The sequence below is a fragment of the Amycolatopsis sp. cmx-11-12 genome (genome assembly GCF_046269425.1).
GTDB lineage: Bacteria > Actinomycetota > Actinomycetes > Mycobacteriales > Pseudonocardiaceae > Amycolatopsis.
Window position 1 is genome coordinate 120,373 of the sequence record NZ_JADNQM010000018.1, and the last position, 24,971, is coordinate 145,343.

General features: G+C 67.8%; 26 protein-coding genes. 15 read left to right on the top strand and 11 right to left on the bottom strand.

The window, feature by feature from the left end; genetic code table 11:
* The first annotated feature begins 52 nt into the window (after positions 1–52).
* On the top strand, positions 53–1,147 hold the full coding sequence (locus ACLARN_RS24140; protein ID WP_409493726.1) for an S-(hydroxymethyl)mycothiol dehydrogenase: 1,095 nt from the start codon (positions 53–55) through the stop codon (positions 1,145–1,147).
* The gene (locus ACLARN_RS24145; RefSeq protein ID WP_409493727.1) at positions 1,141–1,788 is read left to right on the top strand and encodes a gamma-glutamylcyclotransferase family protein; all 648 of its coding nucleotides are present in this window, start codon (positions 1,141–1,143) and stop codon (positions 1,786–1,788) included. Before ACLARN_RS24140 ends, ACLARN_RS24145 begins: the two co-directional genes overlap by 7 nt.
* On the opposite strand, the gene ACLARN_RS24150 is transcribed toward ACLARN_RS24145, so the two are convergent.
* A complete protein-coding gene (locus tag ACLARN_RS24150) occupies positions 1,766–3,385 on the bottom strand; it encodes an FAD-binding oxidoreductase (protein WP_409493728.1) in 1,620 nt (539 codons plus the stop codon). The genes ACLARN_RS24145 and ACLARN_RS24150 overlap by 23 nt on opposite strands.
* Before the next feature lie 97 nt (positions 3,386–3,482).
* Here ACLARN_RS24150 and ACLARN_RS24155 point away from each other — a divergent pair, with 97 nt between their 5' ends.
* The 7 genes from ACLARN_RS24155 to ACLARN_RS24185 all read left to right on the top strand — a co-directional run bounded on the left by ACLARN_RS24155 (position 3,483) and on the right by ACLARN_RS24185 (position 8,823).
* On the top strand, positions 3,483–4,046 hold the full coding sequence (locus ACLARN_RS24155; protein ID WP_409493788.1) for a TetR/AcrR family transcriptional regulator: 564 nt from the start codon (positions 3,483–3,485) through the stop codon (positions 4,044–4,046).
* Positions 4,043–5,584 carry a glycerol-3-phosphate dehydrogenase/oxidase gene (locus tag ACLARN_RS24160; protein ID WP_409493729.1) on the top strand — a complete coding sequence of 514 codons (1,542 nt, stop codon included), beginning with the start codon at positions 4,043–4,045 and terminating at the stop codon, positions 5,582–5,584. The genes ACLARN_RS24155 and ACLARN_RS24160 overlap by 4 nt, the downstream gene beginning before the upstream one ends.
* 81 nt (positions 5,585–5,665) lie before the next feature.
* Positions 5,666–5,935, top strand: coding sequence for a helix-turn-helix transcriptional regulator (locus ACLARN_RS24165; protein ID WP_409493730.1), 270 nt, complete (start codon positions 5,666–5,668; stop codon positions 5,933–5,935).
* Complete coding sequence (locus ACLARN_RS24170) at positions 5,932–6,486, top strand: hypothetical protein (RefSeq protein ID WP_409493731.1); 555 nt, start codon at positions 5,932–5,934, stop codon at positions 6,484–6,486. Before ACLARN_RS24165 ends, ACLARN_RS24170 begins: the two co-directional genes overlap by 4 nt.
* On the top strand, positions 6,483–6,713 hold the full coding sequence (locus ACLARN_RS24175) for a hypothetical protein (RefSeq protein WP_409493732.1): 231 nt from the start codon (positions 6,483–6,485) through the stop codon (positions 6,711–6,713). The genes ACLARN_RS24170 and ACLARN_RS24175 overlap by 4 nt, the downstream gene beginning before the upstream one ends.
* Entirely contained in the window at positions 6,710–7,636 is a 927-nt protein-coding gene (locus ACLARN_RS24180; protein WP_409493733.1) for an ABC transporter ATP-binding protein, read from the top strand. The genes ACLARN_RS24175 and ACLARN_RS24180 overlap by 4 nt, the downstream gene beginning before the upstream one ends.
* Complete coding sequence (locus ACLARN_RS24185; protein ID WP_409493734.1) at positions 7,633–8,823, top strand: ABC transporter permease; 1,191 nt, start codon at positions 7,633–7,635, stop codon at positions 8,821–8,823. Before ACLARN_RS24180 ends, ACLARN_RS24185 begins: the two co-directional genes overlap by 4 nt.
* 64 nt (positions 8,824–8,887) lie before the next feature.
* Here the strand turns inward: ACLARN_RS24185 and ACLARN_RS24190 are convergent, their stop codons facing one another.
* From ACLARN_RS24190 to ACLARN_RS24205, 4 genes are all read right to left on the bottom strand, one after another.
* Complete coding sequence (locus ACLARN_RS24190) at positions 8,888–10,237, bottom strand: cryptochrome/photolyase family protein (RefSeq protein ID WP_409493735.1); 1,350 nt, start codon at positions 10,235–10,237, stop codon at positions 8,888–8,890.
* Between the two features lie 113 nt (positions 10,238–10,350).
* A complete protein-coding gene (locus ACLARN_RS24195) occupies positions 10,351–11,667 on the bottom strand; it encodes a citrate synthase (protein WP_409493736.1) in 1,317 nt (438 codons plus the stop codon).
* 192 nt (positions 11,668–11,859) lie between these two features.
* On the bottom strand, positions 11,860–12,801 hold the full coding sequence (locus ACLARN_RS24200; RefSeq protein WP_409493737.1) for a carbohydrate kinase family protein: 942 nt from the start codon (positions 12,799–12,801) through the stop codon (positions 11,860–11,862).
* A gap of 47 nt (positions 12,802–12,848) precedes the next feature.
* Positions 12,849–13,433: a TetR/AcrR family transcriptional regulator gene (locus ACLARN_RS24205; RefSeq protein ID WP_409493738.1), complete on the bottom strand. Its 585-nt coding sequence runs from the start codon at positions 13,431–13,433 to the stop codon at positions 12,849–12,851.
* Between the two features lie 103 nt (positions 13,434–13,536).
* Here ACLARN_RS24205 and ACLARN_RS24210 point away from each other — a divergent pair, with 103 nt between their 5' ends.
* Entirely contained in the window at positions 13,537–14,682 is a 1,146-nt protein-coding gene (locus tag ACLARN_RS24210; RefSeq protein ID WP_409493739.1) for an acyl-CoA dehydrogenase family protein, read from the top strand.
* Positions 14,683–14,755: 73 nt separating this feature from the next.
* Positions 14,756–15,373, top strand: a complete 618-nt coding sequence (locus ACLARN_RS24215; protein ID WP_409493740.1) for a Uma2 family endonuclease — start codon at positions 14,756–14,758, stop codon at positions 15,371–15,373.
* A 4-nt stretch (positions 15,374–15,377) separates the two neighbouring features.
* Here the strand turns inward: ACLARN_RS24215 and ACLARN_RS24220 are convergent, their stop codons facing one another.
* The 4 genes from ACLARN_RS24220 to ACLARN_RS24235 form a co-directional block, all read right to left on the bottom strand.
* Positions 15,378–15,926 carry a hypothetical protein gene (locus ACLARN_RS24220; protein WP_409493741.1) on the bottom strand — a complete coding sequence of 183 codons (549 nt, stop codon included), beginning with the start codon at positions 15,924–15,926 and terminating at the stop codon, positions 15,378–15,380.
* A gap of 68 nt (positions 15,927–15,994) precedes the next feature.
* Complete coding sequence (locus ACLARN_RS24225) at positions 15,995–17,224, bottom strand: amidohydrolase (protein WP_409493742.1); 1,230 nt, start codon at positions 17,222–17,224, stop codon at positions 15,995–15,997.
* Positions 17,225–17,235: 11 nt separating this feature from the next.
* Positions 17,236–17,727, bottom strand: coding sequence for a GNAT family N-acetyltransferase (locus ACLARN_RS24230; protein WP_409493743.1), 492 nt, complete (start codon positions 17,725–17,727; stop codon positions 17,236–17,238).
* Positions 17,727–18,632 carry an aldose 1-epimerase family protein gene (locus ACLARN_RS24235; protein ID WP_409493744.1) on the bottom strand — a complete coding sequence of 302 codons (906 nt, stop codon included), beginning with the start codon at positions 18,630–18,632 and terminating at the stop codon, positions 17,727–17,729. Before ACLARN_RS24235 ends, ACLARN_RS24230 begins: the two co-directional genes overlap by 1 nt.
* A 73-nt stretch (positions 18,633–18,705) precedes the next feature.
* Between ACLARN_RS24235 and ACLARN_RS24240 the strand changes: the two genes are divergently transcribed.
* Entirely contained in the window at positions 18,706–20,235 is a 1,530-nt protein-coding gene (locus tag ACLARN_RS24240) for a fatty acyl-CoA synthetase (protein ID WP_409493789.1), read from the top strand.
* A 244-nt stretch (positions 20,236–20,479) separates the two neighbouring features.
* Here ACLARN_RS24240 and ACLARN_RS24245 read toward each other — a convergent pair whose 3' ends face one another.
* Entirely contained in the window at positions 20,480–21,199 is a 720-nt protein-coding gene (locus tag ACLARN_RS24245; protein ID WP_409493745.1) for a helix-turn-helix domain-containing protein, read from the bottom strand.
* Positions 21,200–21,298: 99 nt separating this feature from the next.
* Between ACLARN_RS24245 and ACLARN_RS24250 the strand changes: the two genes are divergently transcribed.
* Genes ACLARN_RS24250 through ACLARN_RS24260 form a run of 3 tightly spaced genes read left to right on the top strand, consistent with a single transcriptional unit; the run spans position 21,299 to position 23,516 of the window.
* A complete protein-coding gene (locus tag ACLARN_RS24250) occupies positions 21,299–21,862 on the top strand; it encodes a TetR/AcrR family transcriptional regulator (protein WP_409493746.1) in 564 nt (187 codons plus the stop codon).
* Positions 21,862–22,692, top strand: a complete 831-nt coding sequence (locus ACLARN_RS24255) for an MBL fold metallo-hydrolase (protein WP_409493747.1) — start codon at positions 21,862–21,864, stop codon at positions 22,690–22,692. The genes ACLARN_RS24250 and ACLARN_RS24255 overlap by 1 nt, the downstream gene beginning before the upstream one ends.
* Entirely contained in the window at positions 22,689–23,516 is an 828-nt protein-coding gene (locus ACLARN_RS24260) for an MBL fold metallo-hydrolase (RefSeq protein ID WP_409493748.1), read from the top strand. The genes ACLARN_RS24255 and ACLARN_RS24260 overlap by 4 nt, the downstream gene beginning before the upstream one ends.
* Positions 23,517–23,522: 6 nt before the next feature.
* On the opposite strand, the gene ACLARN_RS24265 is transcribed toward ACLARN_RS24260, so the two are convergent.
* Positions 23,523–24,908, bottom strand: a complete 1,386-nt coding sequence (locus ACLARN_RS24265) for an APC family permease (RefSeq protein ID WP_409493749.1) — start codon at positions 24,906–24,908, stop codon at positions 23,523–23,525.
* Positions 24,909–24,971 lie beyond the last annotated feature (63 nt).

Here is a 24,971-nt window from a genome sequence, read left to right on the forward strand (position 1 = left end):
CGACCCGGGCTGGTTCCGTGGCAAGCTGCCTAGAACCGACTCGGAGGTAAGCATGCCGTACGAGGTCCAGGGCGTCGTTTCCCGCGCCAAGGGTGAACCGGTCTCGCTGGAGTCCGTGACGGTGCCCGATCCCGGGCCCGGCGAGGCCGTCGTCTCGGTCAAGGCGTGCGGCGTCTGCCATACCGACCTGCATTACCGCGAGGGCGGGATCAACGACGAGTTCCCGTTCCTGCTCGGCCACGAGGCCGCCGGGTTCGTGGAGGCCGTGGGCGACGGCGTCACGGACCTCGAACCGGGCGACTACGTGATCCTGAACTGGCGCGCGGTCTGCGGCACCTGCCGGGCCTGCCGCCGGGGCAAGCCGTGGTACTGCTTCTCCACCTTCAACGCCGCCCGGCCGATGACACTGGCCGACGGCACCGCTCTGTCTCCGGCACTGGGCGTCGGCGCGTTCCTCGAAAAAACGCTCGTCCACAGTGGACAATGCACGAAGGTCGACCCCGCCGCCGAACCGGCGGTCGCCGGGTTGCTCGGCTGCGGGGTGATGGCCGGTCTCGGCGCGGCGCTGAACACCGGCGCGGTGAGCCGCGGCGACTCCGTCGCGGTCATCGGCTGTGGCGGTGTCGGCGACGCTGCCATCGCCGGGGCGAACCTCGCCGGCGCGAAGACCATCATCGCCGTCGACACCGACGACCGGAAACTGGCCTGGGCCAAGGACTTCGGTGCCACGCACACACTGAACAGCAAGGGGCTCAGCGAAGACCAGGTCGTCGAGGCGATCCAGGAGTTCACCGATTCGTTCGGCGCGGACGTCGTGATCGACGCGGTCGGCAGGCCCGAAACGTGGCGGCAGGCCTTCTACGGCCGCGATCTCGCGGGCACGGTCGTGCTCGTCGGCGTCCCGACCCCGGACATGCGGCTGGACCTGCCGCTGATCGACTTCTTCTCGCGCGGCGGCTCGCTCAAGTCGTCGTGGTACGGCGATTGCCTGCCCTCACGCGATTTCCCGATGCTGATCGACCTCTACCTCCAGGGCAGGCTGCCGCTCGACAAGTTCGTCACCGAGCGGATCGCGCTCGACGGCGTCGAGCAGGCCTTCGGGCGTATGCACCAAGGTGACGTCCTCCGCAGTGTGGTGACGTGGTGAAACTCTTCACCGACACCGATTTCCCCGCCGACCCGTATCCGGGAGCGCGGCCGGGTCATTCGTTCGTCCATTTCGACGGCGCCGGGCACAGCCTCGACACCGCGCCGGAGGGCTGGCGCGAACGCCAGGCCGTGCTCGCCTACGGCTCGAACGCGTGCCCGTCCAAGATCACCTGGATGCGGGAGAACATGGGCCTGACGGGTCCGGTCGTCGTCTGTCACGCGCGCTGCACCGACCTCGCCGCGGTGTGGGCGTCCGGTCTGCGGTTCCGGGACGGGCAGCGGCCCGCGACCCTCGCCGCGGCCCCGGGAATCGTCGAGGAACACTCCGTCTGGTTCGCCTCGCCCGAGCAGCTGGCCGTACTCGACGAATGCGAGGGCAACGGCCGCCGCTACCGCCTGGTGCGGCTGACCGCCCCGGCCATCACCCTCGACGACGGCACCGTGCTCGACGACGTGGTGGCGTACGTCGGCGCGGCGGACATCCGGCTGCCGATCCTCGTGGACGGCAGGCACATCCGCGTCGCCGACCTCGAACAGCGCCGGGCCGCGGCACTGGAGGGGATCCCCGCCGAGACGCACGGCCTGGACTGCACACTGGTCGACGCCGGGAGCCTGGTCAAAGAAGCTTCCCGGGATTGAGGATCCCGGCCGGGTCGACGGCTTTCTTCGCCGCCCTCAACACTTCGACGCCGATCTCGCCGATTTCCCTCGCCAGATAAGGCGCGTGGTCGACGCCGACGGCGTGGTGGTGCGAGATGGTGCCGATCCCGGTGATCGCCTCCGACGCCGCCGCCTTCGCCCGCCGCCACTGGCCGACCGGGTCGGCCTCGTCGCGCGCGGTGAGCACGGTGAAGTACAGCGACGCGCCCGTTTCGTAGGCGTGCGAGACGTGACACATGATGATGGCCCGGCCGAGCGTGGCGGTGAGCGCGGCGCGCACGGCGTCGCGCAGGTCGCTCAGTTCCGACCAATAGGCGGCCGTTTCCAAGGTCTCGACACAGACGCCGTTGTCCATCAGGGCATCCCGCTGACGCGGTCCGGAAAACCGGCCGCGGCGCCAGGATTCGCCGAGTGTCCGTCCGATCCGGACGGCGCCGAACGGCTCCAGCACCCTTGTGGTGTCCTGACGGCGCCGCGCGACCTCGCGTTTCGACGCTCCTTCCCAGCCGACGATCAGCAAGCAGGGTTTCGAAACCCCGCGCGCCCGGAGGTACCGGCGCAGTGCCTTGGTCTTCCAACTGTCGTTGAGTGCCAGCGAAACCTCGCTTTCGTCCACATCGGACAGTCGCGTGATGTCCGCGAGCGCGTGCCGCTGGGCGAGTTCGCGCACCGCCGCGGTGCCGTTCTCCCAACCGTCGACGACGTAGCCTTCGTAGCGGCGCACTTCCGGAACCGGCCGGACCCGGAGGGCGACCTCGGTGATGACGCCGAGCGCGCCTTCGCTGCCGACCGCGAGGTGCCGGAGGTCGGGCCCGGCCGCAGACGCCGGCGCGACACCGAGTTTCCACTCACCGCGCGGGGTCGCGAGCCGGACGCCCGAAACCATGTCCTCGAACCGGCCGTACCCCGACGAGGCCTGCCCGGCCGACCGGGTCGCGGCGAATCCGCCGATGGTGGCGCGTTCGTAGGACTGCGGAACGTGCCCGAGAGTGAAACCGTGCGCGGCGAGCAGCCGGTCGGCCTCCGGGCCGGTGACGCCCGCTTGCAGGACCGCGATCCGGGACACCTGGTCGACGGAGACCAGGTCGCCGAGTCTGGTGAGGTCGAGCGCGATCACCGCGGCCTTGTCGCCGCGCAGTGCCGAAACCCCGCCGACGACCGACGTCCCGCCGCCGAACGGGACGACGCCGACGTCGTGCTGTGCGCAGATTTCCAGCACCGACTGGACTTCGTCGGGATTCCCTGGCAAGACGACGGCGTCCGGCACCGGAAAGTCACCGAACCCCCGTCGACGCAGCAGGTCCAAATAGGACAGGCCGCTCGCCCGCGCGAGCCGCTCCGCCTGGATCACCAGGACGTGCTCGGCGCCGACGAGCTCCTCGAGGTCACGTTTCGACTGTTCGCCGAGCGCCGAATCGGGAACGGGCAGTGCCGAATCCGGCGCGAACGGCGCCGCCGGGCCCAACGGGCCGATACGCTGGACGAGCCACCGCAGCGCCTTCGCCGGAAGGTGGGCCGCGTCACCGGCTTCAGGCGTCCAGGATCGTCTTAACCGGTGGTCAATAAGCTCTGTCACGACTACAGTGTTACATATGGACGCACAACGTCACTCACCTGCGGAAACAGGCGTTTCGGCACTGGCGGATACCCGATCCCGCCAGGCCTCCACGCGTGTGTCCGACGACGTTCTGCTCGACGCGGCGAAGAAGTGCGTTCTCGCCGTCGGCGTGAGGCGGACCACGCTCGCGGAGATAGCGCGGACCGCGAAGGTTAGCCGGATGACCGTCTACCGCCGGTTCCCGGACGTGCGCAGTGTGCTCGCGACCCTCATGACCCGTGAATTCGGCGGGCTGCTGCAAGGCGCCGCCGAGCCGGACGACGAACCGGCCAACTTCCGCGAAAAGCTCGTGCGGAGTTCGTCCGCCGCCGTTGCCGCGCTGTCGGGCGATCCGCTGTTCCGCACGCTGCTGGACCTCGACCCCGAACTCGTCCTGCCCTACATCGTCGAACGGCTCGGGCAGACCCAGCGCTTCGCCGAGGGCGTGATCCTGCACCTGCTGCGGTCGGGCCACGAAGACGGCTCGATCCGCAAGGGCGACCTGCCTTCACAGGCGCGCACCCTGTTGCTGCTCATCCAGTCCTTCGCCTTCTCCTACCGCCCCGCCACCGCGGACGTGAACGAGAAGCAGCTGATGACGGAGTTCGCCCACGTGCTCGACGCGGCGTTGCGGCCGTGACGCCGGGCTCACTCAACGCCCTGCGCCGCGAGCGGGAACTCGCGGCACTGGCTGGCGGTGAGCGGGTCGACCTGGCGGTGGTCGGTGGCGGGGTCACCGGCGCCGGGATCGCACTGGACGCGGCCGCGCGCGGCCTGTCGGTGGCCCTGATCGAGGCGTACGACCTGGCGTACGGGACGTCGCGCTGGTCCAGCAAGCTGGTCCACGGTGGGCTTCGCTACCTCGCCAAGGGCGATCTGGCACTGGCGCACGAAAGCGCGGTCGAACGCGGGATCCTCATGACGCGCACCGCGCCGCATCTCACCAGGGCGATCCCGCAGCTGTTCCCCATGTACCGCGAGACCTCCCGCGGCCAGCAGGCGTTCATCATGACCGGACTCGTCGCCGGTGACGGTCTCCGCCGCGCGGCCGGGACCCCGGCATCGGTGCTGCCCCGGCCGAGGTCGATCCCGGCCGCGGAGGCGCTGGCGCTCGCGCCCGGTCTGACCCCCCAAGGCTTACGTGGCGCGCTGCTGGCTTACGACGGCGCACTGACCGACGACGCGCGGCTCGTGGTGAGCCTGGCGCGCACGGCGGCGTCACGCGGCGCGAAGATCCTGACGAGACTCGAGGCGCTCCGGCTCGACGCGGGTTCGGTGCTGGCCAGGGACCGGCTCACCGGGCAGGAAGTGGAGATCCGCGCCGGTCAGGTGATCAACGCGACGGGCGTCTGGGCAGGCGAACTGGCGGAATCGGTGCGGCTGCGGCCGTCCCGCGGTTCCCATCTCATCCTGGCTTCGGGTGCGGCGCGGATCGGCGCGACGTCGGTCAACGTGCCCGTCCCCGGTGAGAACAACCGGTTCGTCTTCCTGTTGCCGCAACCCGACGGTCGCGTGTTCGTCGGGGTCACCGACGAGCCGACCGACGGCCCGGTCCCGCGTGTGCCGACCGTGCCGGAGTCCGATGTGGACTTCCTGCTCGACGTGGCATCGACGGCGTTCACCCGCCAGCTGACCCGCGCCGACGTCGCCGGTTCGTTCGCCGGGCTGCGGCCGCTGGTCGAAGGCGACGGCGGAAGGAGCGCGGATCTCTCGCGCAAACACGCGGTGGTGACCGGTGCCGACGGCGTGCTCACCATCGTCGGCGGCAAGCTGACGACGTACCGGAAGATGGCAGAGGACGCCGTCGACGCCGCGTTGAAACGGTCCGGGCTCCACGCCGGGCCGTCGACCACGTCCCGGCTTCCCCTGCTGGGCGCGACCCAGCGGAGTCGTCTGTCCACTGTGGATGCTCCCGCCCGGCTGGTCGCGAAGTACGGCACCGAAGCGCCCAAGATCGCGGCACTCGGCGAGGTCGATCCGGAACTGGGCCTTCCTCTGTTCGACGGGTCCGAGATCAGCGCGGCCGAGGTCGTCTGGGCGGTGCGGCACGAGGGCGCGCTCGACGTCGAGGACGTCCTGGAGCGCCGCACCCGGCTCAGCCTGGTCGCCCCCGATGCCGAGGCCGCCAGGGCCCGCGTCCAGGAACTCGTCGACAAGTCACTCGCCGGGCTCGCCTGACAGCTCGCAATTAGTCACCTACTTGCGGTGAAGAGCGCCCTCAACTTGACGAGTCGTTGGGTTTTTGCAACAGTATGTTCCATGAGTCCGGTCAGGCGCGGCAAAGAGCTGCCGATCTACAACCGGCTTCCCGTGCTCCGGGCGGAGCGCGGACTGAGCAGGGTCGCCCTCGCGGCGGCGGTCGAGGTCAACCCGCAGACCATCGGTGCGCTCGAACGCGGGGACCACTACCCGAGCCTGGACCTGGCGTTCCGCATCTGCGCGGTGTTCGACCTCCCGGTCGAGGCCGTGTTCAGCCGCGAACCGTTCACGCCACTGTCCACTCAGGTCTACCGGGAGGGGGGAGCATGACCGGGAAACAGGGGTGGCTCGCCGCGCGCTGGGAGCGCCAGCTGGAGCGGTTCGAGGAGGTGGAACTCAAACGGGCCAGGAGGCTGCCGACCTGGCGCACGCGACGCCGTCGCCGCCAGTTGAGCCTGCTCGTGATCCTCGGGAACCTGATGCTGCTCGTCGGTGCCTCGCTGTTCGTCACCCGGCAGGGGCCGGTCTTCTTCGGTCTCTGGTTCGGCGGCGCCTTGATCACCGGGACCGCCCACTGGCTGCTGCGCATCCTCACCGGCAAGATGAGCGGCGGATTCTCGCTCCGGCTCGACGAACGCGAACGGGAAATGCGCCACCGGGTCACCTACGTCAGCTACCAGATCCTGGTCGGCCTGATGATGGTCGGGATGGTCTACTCGATCATCATCTCGAACACGGAGGAAGCGGGATTCCGCATCGCCCTGATGCTGACCGCGCTGTTGCTCGCCGGGACCACGTCGGCGGCGACGATCCTCGGCTGGACACTGCCGGACGACGATCCCGAAGACTTCACCGACTTCGACGAGGGGAGCCCCGCATGACCGGGGACAAGAAGCGCTACAAGGTGTCCATCGGGATGGTCGCCGTCGTGCTGGTGGCCGGTGGGGTCCTCGCCGGGGCGGGGCGGGCGATCCTGGTGTACCGGGCCACTTCGGTGGTGAGCAACGTCAAGCTGGACGGACTGGTCCAGCGAAACCGCACGATCTCCGGCGTCCACCGGGGTTTCACGGCGCTGGTGCGGTATTTCGAGGAGGGTAAGTGGAAATGAGCGAGGGAAAACTGGAGATCGACCGGATCTCCAAGAGTTACGGCGCGAAGGTCGCGCTGGACGAGGTGAGCTTCGAGGTTCAGCCCGGTGAACTGTTCGGGTTCGTCGGCAGCAACGGCGCGGGCAAGACCACCACGATGCGGATCGTCCTCGGGGTGCTGGCTGCCGACTCCGGCCAGGTGCGGTTCGGCGGCGCGCCGATCACCCACGAGACCCGCACGCATATCGGGTACATGCCGGAGGAACGCGGGCTGTACCCGAAGATGAAGGTGCTGGAGCAGCTGGTCTACCTCGCCGAACTGCACGGGATGTCGGCCAACGACGCCCACCGCAGCGCGGAGAACTGGATCACCCGGCTCGGCCTGACCGAACGTCGCAAGGACGAGGTCCAGAAACTGAGCCTCGGCAACCAGCAGCGCGTGCAACTCGCGGCCGCGCTGGTGCACGACCCGCGGGTGCTGGTGCTGGACGAGCCGTTCTCCGGCCTCGACCCGCTGGCCGTCGACGTGATGAGCGGGGTGCTGCGGGAGAAGGCCGCGACCGGGGTGCCGGTGGTCTTTTCCAGTCACCAGCTGGATCTGGTCGAGCGGCTGTGCGACCGGGTCGGCATCATCCGAAGTGGACGGATGGTCGCTTCCGGCACCGTCGGCGAACTGACCGCCGACGCGGGCAACGGTCTCGTCGTCACCGCGCCCAACGCCGCACCCGGCTGGGCCTCGGCCGTCCCGGGTGTCCGGTCGGTCGAGCAGAACGGCCCGACGGCGATCGTCGAACTCGAAGCCCACGCCGACGATCAGGCCGTGCTCGCCGCGGCACTGGCCACCGGCCCGGTCACCGAGTTCACCAAGCGCAGGCGTTCGCTGACTGAGTTGTTCCGCGACGCCGTCGCCGAGAAGCCTGCCGCACAAGGAGTTTCCGCATGAACACCGTCTCACCCTGGCGCGCTGTCTGGCTCATCGCCAAACGTGAGCTGAACACGCGGCTGCGCACCAGGTCTTTCGTGATCGGCACCGCCGTACTGCTGGTCATGCTGATGGGCTACGTCCTGTTGCAGTCCACGCTGATCAGCAACGAGGACAAGAGCAAGATCGGCCTCACCGGCCAGACCGCCGGGATCGCGCAGCAGCTCCAGACGGCGGGCGCGGCGGTCGGCGAGAAGATCGAGACCGTCACCGTCGCCGATCCGGCGCAGGGCCGGTCGCAGGTCGAGAACGGCGATCTCGACGCGTTGCTGTCCGGCAACGCCACCGAGCTGAAGGTGCTCGTCAAGTCCGAACTGGACAACAAGCTGCGTGCCCTGCTGACCGGTGTTTCGCAGCAGGAAGTGCTCAACGGCAAGCTTTCCGAAGTCGTGGAGAATCCGGACCAGGTGCTGCGGACGGTCTCCGCCACCCAGGTCCAGGTCGACTCGATCAAACCGCCGGATCCGGAGAAGGCCCAGCGGATGGTGATCGGGCTGATCGTGGCGGTGCTGCTGTACATGAGCATCGTGACCTACGGGACGCTGGTCGCCCAGGGCGTGGTCGAAGAGAAGTCGAGCCGGGTCGTCGAGATCCTGCTGTCCACCGTCCGGCCATGGCATCTGTTGCTGGGCAAGGTGATCGGGCTCGGCCTGGTCGGCTTGACACAGCTGGTGATCATCGGCGGCGCCGGGTTGATCGTCGCGTCGGCGACCAACGTGCTGACACTGTCCGGGGTCGCGACGGGCGCGCTGCTGTGGGGCGTGGTGTGGTACCTGCTCGGCTTCCTGTTGTACGCCACCGTCTACGGCGCGATGGGCTCGCTGGTCTCCCGGCAGGAGGACACCCAGTCGGTGATCGGCCCGGTGAACATCGTGCTGATCCTGGGCTTCGTCGTCGGGTTCAACCTGCTGGCCCAGGCACCGGACGGGATGGGAACGAAGATCCTTTCCCTGGTGCCGCTGCTGTCCCCGGTGCTGATGCCCGCGCGGATCGCGTCCGGGAACGTCGAGGTGTGGGAGATCGTGCTGTCGCTGGGCCTGACCGTGGGCGCCATCGCCCTGTTCACCTGGCTGGGCGCGCGGATCTACCAGAACAGCGTCCTGCGGGTCGGCAGCCGGATCAAGCTGTCGGAGGCTCTTCGCGGCTGACTGCTTTGCGCGTGAAGGCCCCCTTCCCTCGGTTGAGCCGAGGGAAGGGGGCCTTCACGCGCGTTCAGGTGCCTTTGATGGCGCCGTAGCGCTCCAGGGCGACCTGACGTTCGTGGGCGTGGTCGACCATGGGGGCGGGGTAGTCGCGGACGTCCGCCGGTTTGTGCGCGGCTTTCCCTTGCGTGGAGCGGAGTTCGGGGACGTAGCGGCGGACGTACTCGCCGGAGGGGTCGAACTTCTCCCCCTGCGTGGTCGGATTGAAGATCCGGAAGTACGGCGCGGCGTCGGTGCCGCTGCCGGCGACCCACTGCCAGTTCAGCTGGTTCGACGCGAGGTCGCCGTCGACAAGATGCTTCATGAAATGCCGCGCGCCGAGCCACCACGGCAGGTGCAGATCCTTGACCAGGAAGCTCGCCACGATCATCCGGACGCGGTTGTGCATCCAGCCCTCGGCGAGCAACTGCCGCATCCCGGCGTCGACGATCGGGAATCCTGTTCGCCCCTCACACCACCGTTTGAAGGCCTCGTCATCGGTCTCGTACTCCATGGCGTCGAAGCGGGAATCGTAGTTCTTCCGCGCGGTTTCGGGACGATGCCACAGAACGTCGGCGTGGAACTCACGCCAGGCGAACTCGCCGCGCAACGACTTCGCGCCGGCCCCCTCGTTCCCGGCGAGGTCGGCGAGCAGGGTGCGCGGATGGACGCAACCCCAGCGCAGATACGGCGAAAGCCTTGTCGTACCGGGACGATCCGGCCGGTCGCGATCCTCGTCGTAGGTCTCGACGCCGTCGTCAAGGAACTCGTGCCAGCGCTCCAGCGCCGCCTTCTCACCCGGCTCGGGCAGCTCCATCCCTTTGAGGGAAGGGGATTTCGGGAGTTTCACCGAACGCGGCGGCTCCACCCAGTCCACTATGGACTTCCCGGTGTCCGCGGGCCGCGGCCAGCCGTGGCGAGTCCACGCGCGGTAGAACGGGGTGAACACGCGGTAGGGATCGCCATCCGGCTTGGTGATCCGGCCGGGCGTTATCGCGTACGAGGACCCTGTCTCGGTCCACGCGATGTCGTGCTCCGCCAAGGCATTCTTGACCTCGTCGTCGCGGCGGCGGCCGTACGGTCCGGTGTCCGCGCTGACGTGCACGGCCGAAGCGCCGATCTCGCGGGCGGCCTTGACGACTTCCTTGACCGGGTCGCCCTTGACGAGCATCAGGCGGCCGTCGAGCTGGTCGTCCAGCGCCTTCAGGCAGCCGTGCAGGAACGCGACACGCGGGGCGCCCGACGGTTTGAGGAGCGCGTCGTCGAGGACGTACAGCGCCAGGACGTGCTTACTGTGCTTCGAGGCTTCCAGCAGGGCGGCGTGGTCGCCGAGGCGGAGATCGCGGCGGAACCACAGCACTACGGGGGCTTCTCTGGTCACTCCGGCAACCCTAAGCGGTACCGCCGGTGAGCGCAGTGCCGGATGTTATGAACGGTCCGTTCATAACAAGATCTGTTATGAACGGACCGTTTATAACACTTGCCGAGGCGGGATCAGCGCTCCGAGATCGGCGCGTAGTTCCGCTCCGCGGAGCCGGTGTAGATCTGCCGCGGGCGGCCGATCTTGGTGGCCGGGTCCTGGATCATCTCGCGCCAGTGCGCGATCCAGCCCGGCAGGCGGCCGAGCGCGAACAGTACGGTGAAGTACTTCGTCGGGAAGCCGAGCGCCCGGTAGATCAGACCGGTGTAGAAGTCGACATTCGGGTACAGCTTCCGCTCGATGAAGTAGTCGTCCGAGAGCGCGGTCTCTTCCAGCTTCTTCGCGATGTCGAGCAGCTGGTCGCCGCCCTTGAGCTTGGAGAGGATGTCGTCCGCGGTGTTCTTGATGATCTTCGCGCGCGGGTCGTAGTTCTTGTAGACCCGGTGCCCGAAGCCCATCAGGCGGACACCCTTTTCCTTGTTCTTCACGCGGGTGACGAAGTTCGCGACGTCGCCGCCCTCGGCCTGGATGCCCTCGAGCATGTCCAGGACCGCGCTGTTGGCGCCGCCGTGCAGCGGGCCGAAGAGCGCGTTGATGCCCGCCGAGATCGAGGCGAACAGGTTCGCCTCGGAGGAGCCGACGAGACGCACGGTCGAGGTGGAGCAGTTCTGCTCGTGGTCGGCGTGCAGGATGAACAGCAGGTCGAGCGCCTTGGCGACGTCCGGGTCGACCTCGTAGGGCTCGGCCGGGAAACCGAAGGTCATCCGGAGGAAGTTCTCGACGAGACCGAGCGAGTTGTCCGGGTACAGCAGGGGCTGTCCGACGGACTTCTTGTACGCGTACGCGGCCAGGGTCGGGACCTTGGCCAGCAGGCGGATGGTGGACAGCTCCACGTTCGGTTCGTCGAACGGGTTGAGCGAGTCCTGGTAGAAGGTCGACAGCGCCGATACCGCGCTGGAGAGCACCGGCATCGGGTGCGCGTCGCGCGGGAAGCCGCTGAAGAAGGCCTTCAGGTCTTCGTGCAGCAGGGTGTGGCGCTGGATCTTCCCGGTGAACTCCGACAGCTGCGTCTCGGTGGGCAGCTCGCCGTAGATGAGCAGGTAGGAGACCTCGATGAAGGTCGACTTCTCGGCCAGCTGCTCGATCGGGTACCCGCGGTAGCGCAGGATGCCGGCGTCACCGTCGATGTAGGTGATGGCCGAAGACGCGGCACCGGTGTTCACGAACCCCGGGTCGTGGGTGATGTACCCGGTCGTCGCCAGCAGCTTCCCCAGCTCGATCCCAGGCGCGCCCTCGACGGGGTGGATCACCTTGAACTCGTGCTCGCCATTGGGCAGGCGCAGCGTCGCGGTCTCGCCGGACTGCCCCGCAGCCGTCGTCGCGTCGGACATGTAAGTCCCTCTCACGTTCAGCACGGGCCGGCGGCGCCTGTAGGTTCCACAGGTACGCCCTCTTTCACGCGCGTGACCCACGGCCTCGCTGCACACCGCCCCGCTGGGGTATGAATTCCCCACCACGCTAGTCGAGAGTGGGGGCAACGCGCAGCGGGTGAGTTGCTCACAACAGCCGCTTTGGGACCAGGTTCACACGGCAGATGCCATATCCCCGGCCGTCGGTGGTTCCGCCCCACTCCGCGAGACGGTGATCGACGCCGCTTTCGCCGCGAATTCGAGCGCGGACCGCCAGCCGCCGGCGTCGAGAGTGGACACGTCGCGCACCTCGTTCGAGTACAGCCACGCCAGCAAGGCACCCTGCACGGTGTCACCGGCGCCGATCGTGTCGACGACGGCGACTCGACGTGACGGGACCTGGGCTATTTCCCCCGCCCGTGTGATGACGGACAACCCCTTCGCACCGCGGGTGAGCACAACGGCATCGACTCCGCAAGAGGTCCAGACCTTTGCGGCGTCGACCGGATCGGCCCCTTCGGCGAGCCATTCCGTGTCGTCGTCGGAGATCTTGAGCAGGCGGATATGCGGCAGCCACGACTCGAACCTCGCCCGGTACGCCGCCGGGTCGGTGATCAGCGCCGCACGGATGTTCGGGTCGAGGACGGTCAGGACACCGCGTTCGGACTCGCGGCGCAACACGGTTTCGTAAGTGCTCGCACCCGGTTCCAGGACCATGCCGAGGGTGCCGAGCGAGAGCGCCGTCACATTCTCGGGCAGTGGACCGGGATCACCGACCAGCCTGTCCGCGGTGCCCTCGGTGTAGAAGGTGTACCGCGCGGAACCCTTGTCGTCGAGCGCGACCACGGCGAGCGTCGTCGGCTCGTTTCCCCGTTGCAGCAAGGCGGTGTCGACGCCGGAGGCGTGCAGCCGGTCCACCAGCGCGACCCCGAAACGGTCGTTCGAGACACGCGAGAGAAAGCCCGTCGGCACGCCGAGCCGACCGGCGGCGAGCGCGACGTTGTAGGGACCACCACCCATCCGGGGCAGCAACGCGCGCAACCCACCGTCCACAGTGGAATCCAACGGTTCACCGGGAACGAGGTCGACCAGCGCCTCTCCACCTACGACGATCACGGGCGCGATGCTAGCCGAGCAGTGGTTCCACCACCAGAATTGTCATTTCAAGACATTTTCGGCGCGAGGCCTCCGAGGAGGAGTTCCGAAAGCGCGGTGAACGCCTCGGCGTCGGTCACCCCGGCACGCTGACCGACCACTCCGGTCTGGATTCCCTCGATGATCAATCCCGCCATTTCCGCGATCAGCCGCGCGTGCACCTCGCGAAAGACGCCGTCGGTGACGCCGCGGTCGATGAACGACCGGATCCGGGCGGCCGCCGCGCGGCTGTTGAGCTGATACGCGTCCCGCGCCGGCGCGAATTCGGCGATATCGGTCATGAACGCGGCCGAGGCGCGATTCAGGTATTCGGAGATACCGGCGAGGTACTCGCCGAGGATCTTGCGGGCGTCGTCGATCCCGGCGATCCGTTCCTCCAGTAGCTCGGCGGCACCCTTGAAGAAATGGGTGACGACCTTCACCGCGAGCTGCTCCTTGCTGGGAGCGAGCGCGTAGAGCGTCGACTTCGAGCAGCGCAGCCTGGCGGCGAGGTCGTCCAGCGTGAACTGGGAGAAGCCTTCGGCGAGGAAGACCACCTCAAGTTCCGAGAGCAGTGCTCTCTGGCGCGCGGTGGGCTGGCGGCGCGAGATCATCGGATCACTATCCCTTACGCGGATGGTGTACCCCCAGCGCCTTCTACTGTACGCTCAATCAGCCCACAGTACTGTTTTGAGTACAGTTCAGCTCGGAGGAGCCATGCCGGCCGACCGTCTGCTGCCCAGCACCGAGGCCCAGGATCTGCTCGATCTGGCCAAGGAGATCGCGCGCGAGGAACTCGCCCCGATCGCGAGCAAGTACGAAGAGACCGCGCACTTCCCGCGCGAGCAGTTCCGCCTGCTCGGCCACGCCGGACTGCTCGGCCTGCCGTACGCGGAGCGCTGGGGCGGCGGCGACCTGCCGTACGAGGTCTACCTTCAGGTTCTCGAGGAGATCGCGGCCGCGTGGATGTCGGTCGGCGTCGGGCTCTCCGTGCACACGATGTCCTGCTTCGCGCTGGCGCACCATGGCACCGACGCGCAGCGCGACCGCTGGCTGCCCGACATGCTGGAGGGTGACCTGCTCGGCGCGTACGCGCTGTCCGAAACCCACGCCGGCTCGGACGCGGCGGCCCTCTCCACTCGCGCGCGGCTCGACGGCGACCGGTACGTCGTGAACGGCACGAAGGCGTGGATCACCCATGCGGGCGAGGCCGACTTCTACACGACCATGGTGCGCACGAGCGACGACGGCGGACAGGGCATCTCGTGCCTGCTCGTCGACTCCTCGACGACGGGTCTCTCGGCCGCGCCGCCCGAACGGAAAATGGGCCTCACCGGATCGACCACGGCGCAGCTGATGTTCGAGGACGCCGCCGTCGATGCCGAACGACTGATCGGCGAAGAAGGCCAGGGACTGAAGATCGCGCTGTCGTCGCTCAGCTCCGGACGGCTGGGCATCGCCGCGTGCGCCGTCGGGCTCGCGCAGGCCGCGCTCGACGAAGCGCTCGAATACGCGAAGGGCCGCACGCAGTTCGGGCGGCCGATCATCGAGTTCCAGGGCCTGGAGTTCCTGCTGGCCGACATGGCCGCGACCGTCGAGACGTCGCGCGCCATGTACCTCGACGCCGCCCGCCGCCGCGACCGCGGGCTGCCGTTCCAGCGGCAGGCGTCCATCGCGAAACTCGTCGCGACCGACGGCGCGATGAAGGTGACCACCGACGCGGTACAGGTCCTCGGCGGCGCCGGATACACGAGGGACTTCCCGGTGGAGCGCTACATGCGGGAGGCGAAAGTGCCGCAGATCTTCGAGGGCACGAACCAGATCCAGCGCATGGTGATCGCGCGGGAACTGCGGAAAGGCTGACTCTCCGCGCTGGTATGATCACCAGTGGTCACCCTGTGGCCGTGAGACACTGTGGAAGACGTGAGGAGACGCTGTGACAGCCCTTCCCGGCTCCACGACCGGGTCGCACGGTGAACCAGGGTGGGCCATCCTGGATCACCTGCTGTCGGTCGCGGAATACGCGGCGCTCGGTGAGCCCGATTCCGGATTCACCGAGCTCGTGGAAGGCCGCCTTGTCATGTCGCCGAGCCCCAAGAGGAGACACAACAAGGCGCTGTACGCCTTGGCCAGGCAGCTGGAACCACAGCTGCCCGAGCACCTCGAGTTCGTCCAGGACATCGACGTCGATCTGGGGCTGGTGCCGCCCGGCGAGCCGGGTTTCGCCAGGCGACCGGATCTGATCATCGCCCTCCGTGAAGCAGGCGAGCGGATCGACAAGGAAGACACGATGTACCACGCGGACGACGTCGTCGTCGTGGTCGAGATCGTGTCGCCGGGCTCGAAGCGCACCGACTACGTGACCAAACACGGCGAGTACGCCGACGCGGGGATCCCGCACTACTGGATCGTCGATCTCAGCGAGCCCGTCTCGCTGGTCGCCTGCCACCAGGCGGGCGAACTCGGCTACCAGGACGCTCCGGCCATGACCGGTGTCATCCAAACCATCGAGCCGTTTCCGGTGAAGCTGGATCTCGATCGGCTTCTGGCATAGCCGCTCAGTGCCCTGTCGGGCCGAACTGCGGTTGCTGCTGCGGCGGTTGCTGCGGCCAGCCGCCCTGTGGCGGGTACGGCTGCTGATACCGCTGAACCGCCTGGTTCGCGTACGGCTGCGGGTTTCCTTGCCGCGGCGGAAATCCCGGCTGAGGCTGACCTTGCCACTGGGGCTGCCCTTGCCACTGCTGCTGCGCTTGCCATTGCGGTTGCGGTTGCGGCTGTCCACCTTGCGGCGCCACCACACCGGCCCGCGACGCGCGCCGCTGCCTGCGGATCAGCATCGTCGCGCCCAGCCCGGTCAGCCCGACCCCGACTCCGCCCACCCACAGGCCATGGTTCTTGAAGGCCCTCTCCCGGACTTCGGCACCCGCCTTCATCTGGTCGTAGGTCTCCGTACGGACGGTGCGGCCACCCTTGGTGGCCTCGCAGACGTCGCCGTACGACATGAGCCTGCCGTCGCATTTGACGGCGCTCGAGTCTTCGGTCGCCCACAACAGGCAGACACCCAAGAAGCCGAAGCCGATTACCAGGACAAGAACCCAGCGCTTCATGTGTTACACACCCTCCCCAGTGTGTCACACATGAGAGCACAGGTGGGTCTGCCCTGGCAAGACCGAAGTCAGCCCTCGCGGTACCGGCGTTCCTCGGTGACGCCGACGCCGGTCTCCTCGTCGAAGTGGTAAACCTCGCGCCCGCGCACGAACACCCGCATGGCCCGGTTCATCACGTCCAGCGGATCACCCGACCAGATGACCACGTCGGCGTCGAGACCCGGCTTCAGTGAGCCGACCTGGTCGTCGAGGTCCAGCATCGCGGCCGGGTTGACGGTCAGCGCCTTCAGCGCGGTCTCCGGGTCGAGGCCGTCCTTCACCGACAGTGCCGCCTGGTACACCAGGAAGTTGATGGGCACGACCGGGTGGTCCGTGGTGATCGCGATCCGCACCCCCGCCCTCGCGAGGATGCCGGGAGCGCGCAGGGTGCGGTTGCGCAGCTCCACTTTGGACTTGGTGGTGAACAGCGGGCCGAGGATCACCGGCACGTCCCGCTCGGCGAGCAGGTCCGCGATCAGATGCCCTTCGGTGCCGTGGTTGATCACCAGCTTGTAGCCGAACTCGTCGGCCAGCCGGATCGCGGTGACCATGTCGTCGGCGCGGTGGACGTGCTGGTCCCAGAACAGCTCGCCGTCCAGGACCTTCGACAGGGTCTCCTTGGTCAGGTCGACGTCGAACGGCTTACCCTCACCGGCGGCGTGGTCACGCTTGGCGGCGTAGTTGCGCGCGTCGGTGAACGCGTCGCGGATGGTCGACGCGACGCCGAGCCTGGTCGACGGCGTCTGCTTCTTCTCGCCGTAGACCCGCTTCGGGTTCTCGCCGAGCGCGCTCTTCACGCTGACACCCTCGGCGAAGATCATGTCGAGCACGGTCCGGCCCCACGTCTTGACGCCGATCGTCTGCCCGCCGATGGGGTTCCCCGAGCCGGGCTTGATGACGACGCTGGTGACGCCGCCCGCCAGCGCGTCGTCGAAGCCGGGCTCGTACGGGTCGATCCCGTCGATCGCCCGGAACCGCGCGCCGTTGGGGTCGGTCATCTCGTTGGTGTCGTTGCCCGACCAGCCTTCGCCGTCCTCATGGACGCCGAGGTGGGCGTGCGCGTCGATGAACCCGGGCAGGACCCAGGCGCCCGCGGCGTCGATCAGTTCGGCGTCGTCGGGCACGTCGACGTCGGCGTCGGTGCCGACCGCGACGATCTTCCCGTTCTCGATGAGGACCGTGCCGCCCTCGATCGGCTCACCGTCGACTGGGACGACGTAACCACCGACGATGGCCTTGACCAGTGCTTTGTTCGACATACTTTGACACGCTAACGAACTGGGCCATCCGGACGCACGCGGGGCTTTTCAAAGTGGACCAGTTCGTAGTGCTTCTCGGGTGTCCGGTGTGTTTCGACGTAGCCGAGCTTCGAGTACATCCGCCGCGGACCGGCGCTCAGCTCGCCGGTGAACAGGCGGAACACGGTCACCGACGACGGCATGGCCGCTTCGGCCGCGAGCAGCAACGAGCTACCGAGCCGGTGTCCCTGCCGGTCCGGGGCCACGACGAGCCTGCCGACCAGTCCGGCCGCACCGTCCATGACGATCCGGACGCTCGCCACCAGCCGTCCGGATTCCCTGATGCCCCAGGCGAAACACGCGGGATCGCCCAGTGCCTCCTTGGCCTGTTCGAGGGTCTCCAGCAGCGGTGGGAGGTCGATGTTCCCGTGTGCCCTCGCCTCCGAGACGTAGGCCGCGAGCTGCAAAGTGAGCGCTTCGCCCGCGTCCACGGGCCCCAGCCGGAGCGGCGATGGTGACGTCATCAGCGGACCCGGATTCCCCAGCTGCCGGTCCACGAGGAGGCGGGCTCCAGGTCGATCAGGTCGGTGCCGGTGTTGAGCGCGTCGGCGGGGCAGGTCATCGGCTCGATCGCCACCGCCCGGCCGCGGCCGACCAGGTCGTCCGGCGTGAACACCTGTGCCCAGTGGAAGTCCGGCCCGGCCCAGACCACCAGTTCCTGTTCCCCGTGCGAGAGGACGTGGTGGTGGTTGCCGTCCTCGGCGACACTCAGCCCGCCGAACGCCGTGTCCAGGTCGACGCCTTCGAGCACCTTGCCGGACCGGAAGTCGTACTCGGTCCCTTCGACGTCCTGCTCGTCGGCGTACGGCATCTGCTCGTCGCCGAGGTACGGCCGCACGCGGCTCGCGGGCAGCGTCAGGGTCAGCTCGTCGGTGGGCACGTCGCCGATGCGGAAGTAGGGGTGCGTGCCGAGCCCGACGCCGATCGGGCTCTCACCCTCGTTGCGGATCTCGTGCGTCACGACCAGTTCGCGCGGCGAGATCTCGTAGGTGATCGTCGCGCGCAGCGGCACCGGCCAGCCCTCCTGCGCCGGGACGTCGATGGCCAGGGTGATCGAGGACTCGGCGTGCTCGAGAAGCTCCCACTCCTCGTGCCGGGTCAGGCCGTGGATCGCGTTGCCGCGCGCCTCCTCGGTGATCGCGAGCTGCTGCTTTTCCCCCTGATGGACCCACTGGCCGCCCTTGGTCCGGTTCGGCCAAGGCAACAGCACCTGCCCGGCACCCTTCGGCGGCTTCTCGTCCTCGGCGAACGACTCGACGTACGGCACCCCGCCGACCTCGAACGCGCGCAACCCGGCACCGATCTCGGTGACGACGGCGCGCGCGTTGCCGCGGGTGATCTCGAACTGCTCTCCGGTGGGATTGGCCATGCGGACGAGGTTACCGGCGACCGTGTCCGAAGTAGTGTGGGAACGCCACGCCCGGACGAAGGAGACCGCCGCGATGACCGTTCCCGGCTACCCCAGCACCGTCGGCCGCGTCCTGGAGCGGAGCGCGCGGCGCGTCCCGGACCGGGTCGCGCTCACGTTCGCCGATCGCGTGTGGACCTACGCCGAACTCGACCGCGCGGCTGGCCGGGTCGCGGCGAAACTGCTCGATCTCGGGCTCGTCCACGGTGACCGCGTCGCGGCGTTCGGCAAGAACTCCGACGCCTACCTGTTGCTGTACCTGGGTTGCGCGCGGGCCGGGCTGGTGCACGTGCCGGTGAACTTCAACGCGCGCGGCGAGGAACTCAAGTATCTGCTCACCCAGTCCGAGCCCGCCGCCACCTTCGTCGACCCCACGCTGGCCGAGTACGTCGAGACCGAGCATGTGTCCACACTGGACGTTCTCGCTTGGGCGCTGGACGAAACCGTTGTCCCGCACGAGGAATCCGGCGTCGTCGACGAAGACCTCGTTCAGCTGCTCTACACGTCCGGAACGACTTCCCGGCCGAAGGGCGCGATGCTCACCCATCGAGCGCTGGTGCACGAATACTCGTCCTGCATCGCCGCGCTCGACCTGAGCGACCGCGACGTGCCACTGCACGCGCTGCCGCTGTACCACTCGGCGCAGATGCACGTGTTCCTCATGCCCGGCCTGGCCGTCGGTGCGACGAACCACCTGGTCGAGACACCCGATCTCGGCGACGTCCTCGCACGGATCCCGCGCCAGGGCGTCACTTCCCTGTTCTTCCCGCCGACCGTCTGGGTGGGCCTCGCGAACCATCCCGGCCTCGAGGACGCGGATCTGGGCAGCCTCACGAAGGCCTACTACGGCGCGTCGATCATGCCCGTCCCGGTGCTGAACAAGCTGCGCTCCCGACTGCCGGGAGTCGGTTTCTACAACTGCTTCGGACAATCGGAGATCGGTCCACTCGCGACAGTCCTGCGTCCCGAAGAGCACGATGCACGGCCGGATTCCGTCGGCCGCCCTGTCCTGTTCGTCGAGACACGCGTGGTGGACGCCGAGATGAACGACCTCCCGCCGGGTGAACTCGGCGAGGTCGTGTACCGCTCTCCGCAACTGTGCACCGGCTATTGGGGCAAGCCCGAGGAATCGGTGGAGGCGTTCGACGGCGGCTGGTTCCATTCCGGTGACCTGGTGCGCCAGGACGAAGAGGGCTACCTGTTCGTCGTCGACCGGATCAAGGACGTGGTGAACACCGGCGGTGTTCTCGTGGCGTCACGCGAGGTGGAAGACGCGCTGTACGCGCATCCCGCCGTCGCCGAAGTCGCCGTCGTCGGCCTGCCCCACGAACGCTGGATCGAGGCGATCGCCGCGGTGGTCGTGGTGAAGGAACCTGTCGACGCAGGGGCGTTGATCGAGTTCACGAAGAAGTCGCTGGCGGCGCACAAGGTGCCGAAGTCGGTGCATTTCGTCGACGAACTGCCGAAGAACGCGTCGGGGAAGCTGCTCAAACGCGAGCTGCGGCAGCGGCTCGGCGGCTCGGCTTCCGCCTTGGGCCTCGCGAGTGGTACGGACGGTTATTGAGGGGTCGGGCAAAGGTGACGTCGAGTGAGGGGTGTGTGGATATAGGGACGTTGAGTGTCCCTATATCCACACACCCCCTCCCGGATCTGGTGGTCACAGGGACTGCCGTGCGGGACTGTGTGGATTTTGGGTCATCTAACGTCCCAAAATCCACACAGTGAGGGACGCGGTCCAGCAGCGGGACCGGTCACCGGCACCGCGCCCGAACACGACACCTTTGACTTACCCCTCAAGAGAACCGTCCTTACCGCTCACGAGTGAGAAGTTGTTGTGCCGCAAGCACAGAACGCTCATCTCCGGCATCGAGCAGATCCGCCGCGACGGCTGCCGGGAGCGCATGACCATCCGATCCCGGCGGGCGCAGAACACCGGACAGGGCCGGAACACGGATCACCGCGTTCGGCTCCGCACTGTCCAGCCGAAGCCGCCGTGACCGTGACAGCTGCTCGAATCGTCCAGCGTCCACATAGAACTCTTCGTCTTCGCCGCCCGCGAGAAGATCAGCACCGTAGTGCCCGGCCGCGACAGGGCCACTGACGACGGCGTGCTCATCGCCCCGCAGCCTCACGAGCGGCCCGGCCAGCATTCGCACTCGATACACCCGGGCACGGCCGGAGAGCAGGCGGGGCCACTGATCCGGCAGCCGCTCTTGCGCGTAACGACGGAGCCTGACCAGTTCCGACGGCGACACCCACGGGGGCTTGTGACCACTGAGCAGCCACAGGAGCCCCCAGGCCATCCGTGCGGACAGCGGTCGTCCCGGCGCCGGCTTCACCACGCTCCTCCGATGCTCGACCGAACGAGCATCGACCAGCAGCTCACGACCGATCCGGACCGCGTCGAGCCTGCCGCCATGAACCAGCTCGCGGACTCGCTCCGGCGAGATGTCCAGCACCACCGCAACGCGCGCCACCGGAAGCAGATCCGCCGAGTTGGCCATCACCACTCCCTCCCCGTCCGGCACCCTTGTGTCGATTCTACACACAAATACCCCTGAGTTATGAGGGTTTGTGTAAATTGACTTACTAGACCGGTCGTCATAGTTTCAGCTACAGTCGGCCGCATGGTTCGCCGCACCGACACCCGGCAGCGCATGCTCGATTCCGCCGCCGAGCTCTTCCACCAGCAGGGTTACCACGCCACCGGCCTCAATCAGCTCGTCGCCGCCGGTGGCGCGCCCAAGGGATCCCTCTACTTCCACTTCCCCGGCGGCAAGGAACAGCTGGCCGCCGAGGCCATCCAGCAGTCCGCCGAGCGCCTCTGCGACACCTTGCGCGCGATCGTCGCGAACTCCCCCGACGTCATCACCGGCGTCGAGAACGTCGTCGACGCGCTGGCGACCTCGCTGGAGGAGTCGGATTTCCAGCGCGGCTGTCCACTCGCGACGGTCGCGCTCGACGCGTCGGGCGACAGTGAGGTGATCCGCCAGGCGTGCGCCGACGGCTACACCTCCTGGCACACCGTCATCGCCGGGGCGCTGGACACCGAGAAGGCGGACCACCTGGCGACCGTCGTCCTCGCCGCCGTCGAGGGCGGGCTGTTGCTGGCCAAGACGTTGCACGACACCGCGCCGCTGCGCGCGATCACATCGCACCTTCGCACCACACTCGAACGGGAGCTGTCCTGATGCGTGTCCACCACCTCAACTGCGGCACGATGCGGCCGGTCGGCGGGAAACTCGTCGACGGCAGGCCGGGGCTGTTCCGCCGCGCGGAACTGATCTGCCACTGCCTCCTGCTGGAAACCGAAACCGGGCTCGTGCTCATCGAAACCGGCGTCGGCACGCCGACCGTCACCCGCCCCGTCGAATGGCTCGGCGCCGGTTTCGTCCGGCTGGTCCACCCCGACCGCGACGACGACCTCAGCGCCACCAAGCAGATCCGGAAACTCGGCTTCGACCCGGCCGACGTGCGCGACATCGTGCTCACCCATCTCGATCTCGACCACGCGGGCGGGCTCGTCGATTTCCCGCAGGCGCGGGTCCACGTCCACGCCCGCGAACTCCAGGCGCTGGAGAAGCCGATCGACCGCAAGGAGGCGAGCCGCTACCGGAAGGTCCAGTTCGACCACGGTCCGATCTGGCGGTCGTACCGCGCCGACGGCGAGCCGTGGTTCGGTTTCGACGCTGTCCGCGAACTCGAAGGGGTCCCGGACGTGCTGATCATCCCGCTCGCCGGGCACACCCGCGGGCACGCCGGGATCGCGGTCGACACGGGGGACGGCTGGATCTTGAACGCCGGGGACGCCGTCTTCCACGGTGGTGAACTCGAACAGAAGCCTCATATCCCCTTCGCACTGGGCTTCTTCGAGTCGTACATGCAGACGGAAAAAACGGCACGACTGGACAACCAGCGCCGGCTGCGCGAACTTGTCAGTAACAACGGTGACGAGGTGTCGGTCTTCGCCGCGCACGACGCCACCGCCTTCGAACGGTTCAGCCAGAGGAGCAGGATATGAAGGTCCACCACCTGAACTGCGGCACCATGCGCGCACCAGGAGGGAAACTGCTCGACGGCCAGCCGGGCCTGCTGCGACGGGCGTTGATGGTGGCGCACTGCCTGCTGATCGAAACCGGCGACGGGCTGGTGCTGGTGGACACCGGCTTCGGCCGCCAAGGCGTCGCACGGCCGGGTGCTTGGCTCGGTGGGCCGTTCACGAAGATGGTCGGCGCGAAACCGGTCGAGACGGAGACAGCGGCCCACCACGTCGAAGCGCTCGGCCACAAACTGGAGGACGTGCGGCACATCATCTGCACCCACCTCGACGTCGACCACGCGGGCGGGCTCGCGGACTTCCCGAACGCCGTCGTGCACGTCCGCGCCGAGGAGCACGACGCGGCGACCGCCCCGCGCAACGCGAGCGAGAAGCTCCGCTTCCGTGCCAACCAGTTCGCTCACCGTCCACTGTGGAGCAAGTACGACGAGGCAGGCGACGAATGGTTCGGCTTCCAGGCGGTCCGTGAGCTCAAGGGCCTGCCGTCGGAGATCCTGCTGGTACCGCTCGCGGGACACACCAAGGGGCACACCGGTGTCGCGGTCGACACCGGCGACGGCTGGCTGCTGCACGCGGGCGACGCGTATTTCTTCCACGGTCAGCTGGATCCGGTGAAGCCGCACTGCCCGCCGGGGATGACCCTGTTCCAGAACATGGTGCAGACCCTGCGCAAACCGCGACTGGAGAACGTCGGGCGGCTGCGCGAGCTGAGCCGAGAACACGCTGACGAGATCACCGTGTTCTCGGCCCACAGCCCGGTCGAGTACCAATCGCTCAGCCGGGGATAGAAGAGGTCAGCCGACCGGCGGCTTGAGGGGCTGCCGGTCCTCCTCGCTGTGCGTCGCCCGCATGACGAGCCAGTTGATCCCCCACAGCACGATGCCGACGCCGAGCAGGATCGCGGCGACCTTGTAGTCACGAGCCGGCCGCCCGGACAACGGGGTCACCAGGTAGACACAGAAGATCGCGGCCAGCACCGGGATGACCGTCGGCGCGCGGAAATGCTTGTGCGCCGACTTATCCTTGCGTAGCACCAGAACCGCGACGTTGACGATGGCGAACACCGCCAGCAGCAGCAACGCCGTCGTGCCGCCGAGCACGCTGATGTCCACAAAGGACACCAAGGCGATCGCGATCAGGCTGGTGAACACGATCGCCACCCACGGGCTGCGGCGGAACGGGTGCACCGTGCCCAGCTGCTTCGGGATGATCCGCTGGTTCGCCAAGCCGTAGAGCAAGCGGCTCGCCATCAGCATGTTGATCAGCGCCGAGTTGATGACCGCGAAGAGACCGATCGCGGAGAAGACCTCGCGCGGGAACCCGGGAGCCCCGACGTCGAGCACCTTCAGCAGCGCGCTGCTCTTGGCGGCCTCCAGGTCGTCGGCGGGCACCAGCAGCGAAGAGGTCACGGAGACCAGGATGTAGATGGTCGCGGCGATGACCATGCCCCACAGCATCGCCTTCGGGAAGATCCGGATCGGGTCCTTGCACTCCTCGGCCATGTTCACCGAGTCCTCGAAGCCGACCATCGCGAAGAACGCCAGCGACGTCGCCGACGTGATCGCCACCAGCATCGTCTGGTTCTCGGTGTCGAACTCGACCAGCCGCGACGCGTCCCCGTTGCCGTTCAGCACCGCCCACACGCCGACCCCGATGATGATCAGCAGGCCGGCGATCTCGATGCAGGTCAGCACCACGTTGGTCTTCACCGATTCGGAGACCCCGCGGAAGTTGATGAGCGCGAGCCCGATCACGAACAGGATCGCCACCAGCGGCATCGGCGCGGTGATGAACTCGGCGAGATACGTGTCCCCAAAGGCCTTCGCCGCCGACGAGGCCGACGTGATCCCCGAGCACATCACCGCGAACGCCACCATGAAGGTGAGGAAGCGGATCTTGAACGCCTTGTGCGTGTAGAGCGCCGCACCCGCCGCCTGCGGGTACTTGCCGACCAGTTCCAGGTAGCTGAACGCGGTCATGATCGCGACCACGAACGCGATCAGGAACGGCAGCCACAGTGCGCCACCCACGCGGCCGGCGACCTGTCCGGTGAGCGCGTAGACGCCCGTCCCGATGATGTCCCCCACCACGAAGAACAGCAGGAGCTTGGAACCCATGACCCGTTTGAGGCTCGGCTGACCGGCCGGACCGGTCTGTTCTGTTGTCGTCGTGTCCGCCATGCGGCAAGAGTGTGCCGTATCACGTCTGTGGCCGACAGTCCGGTTTGGTCAGTTCTTCGTCAC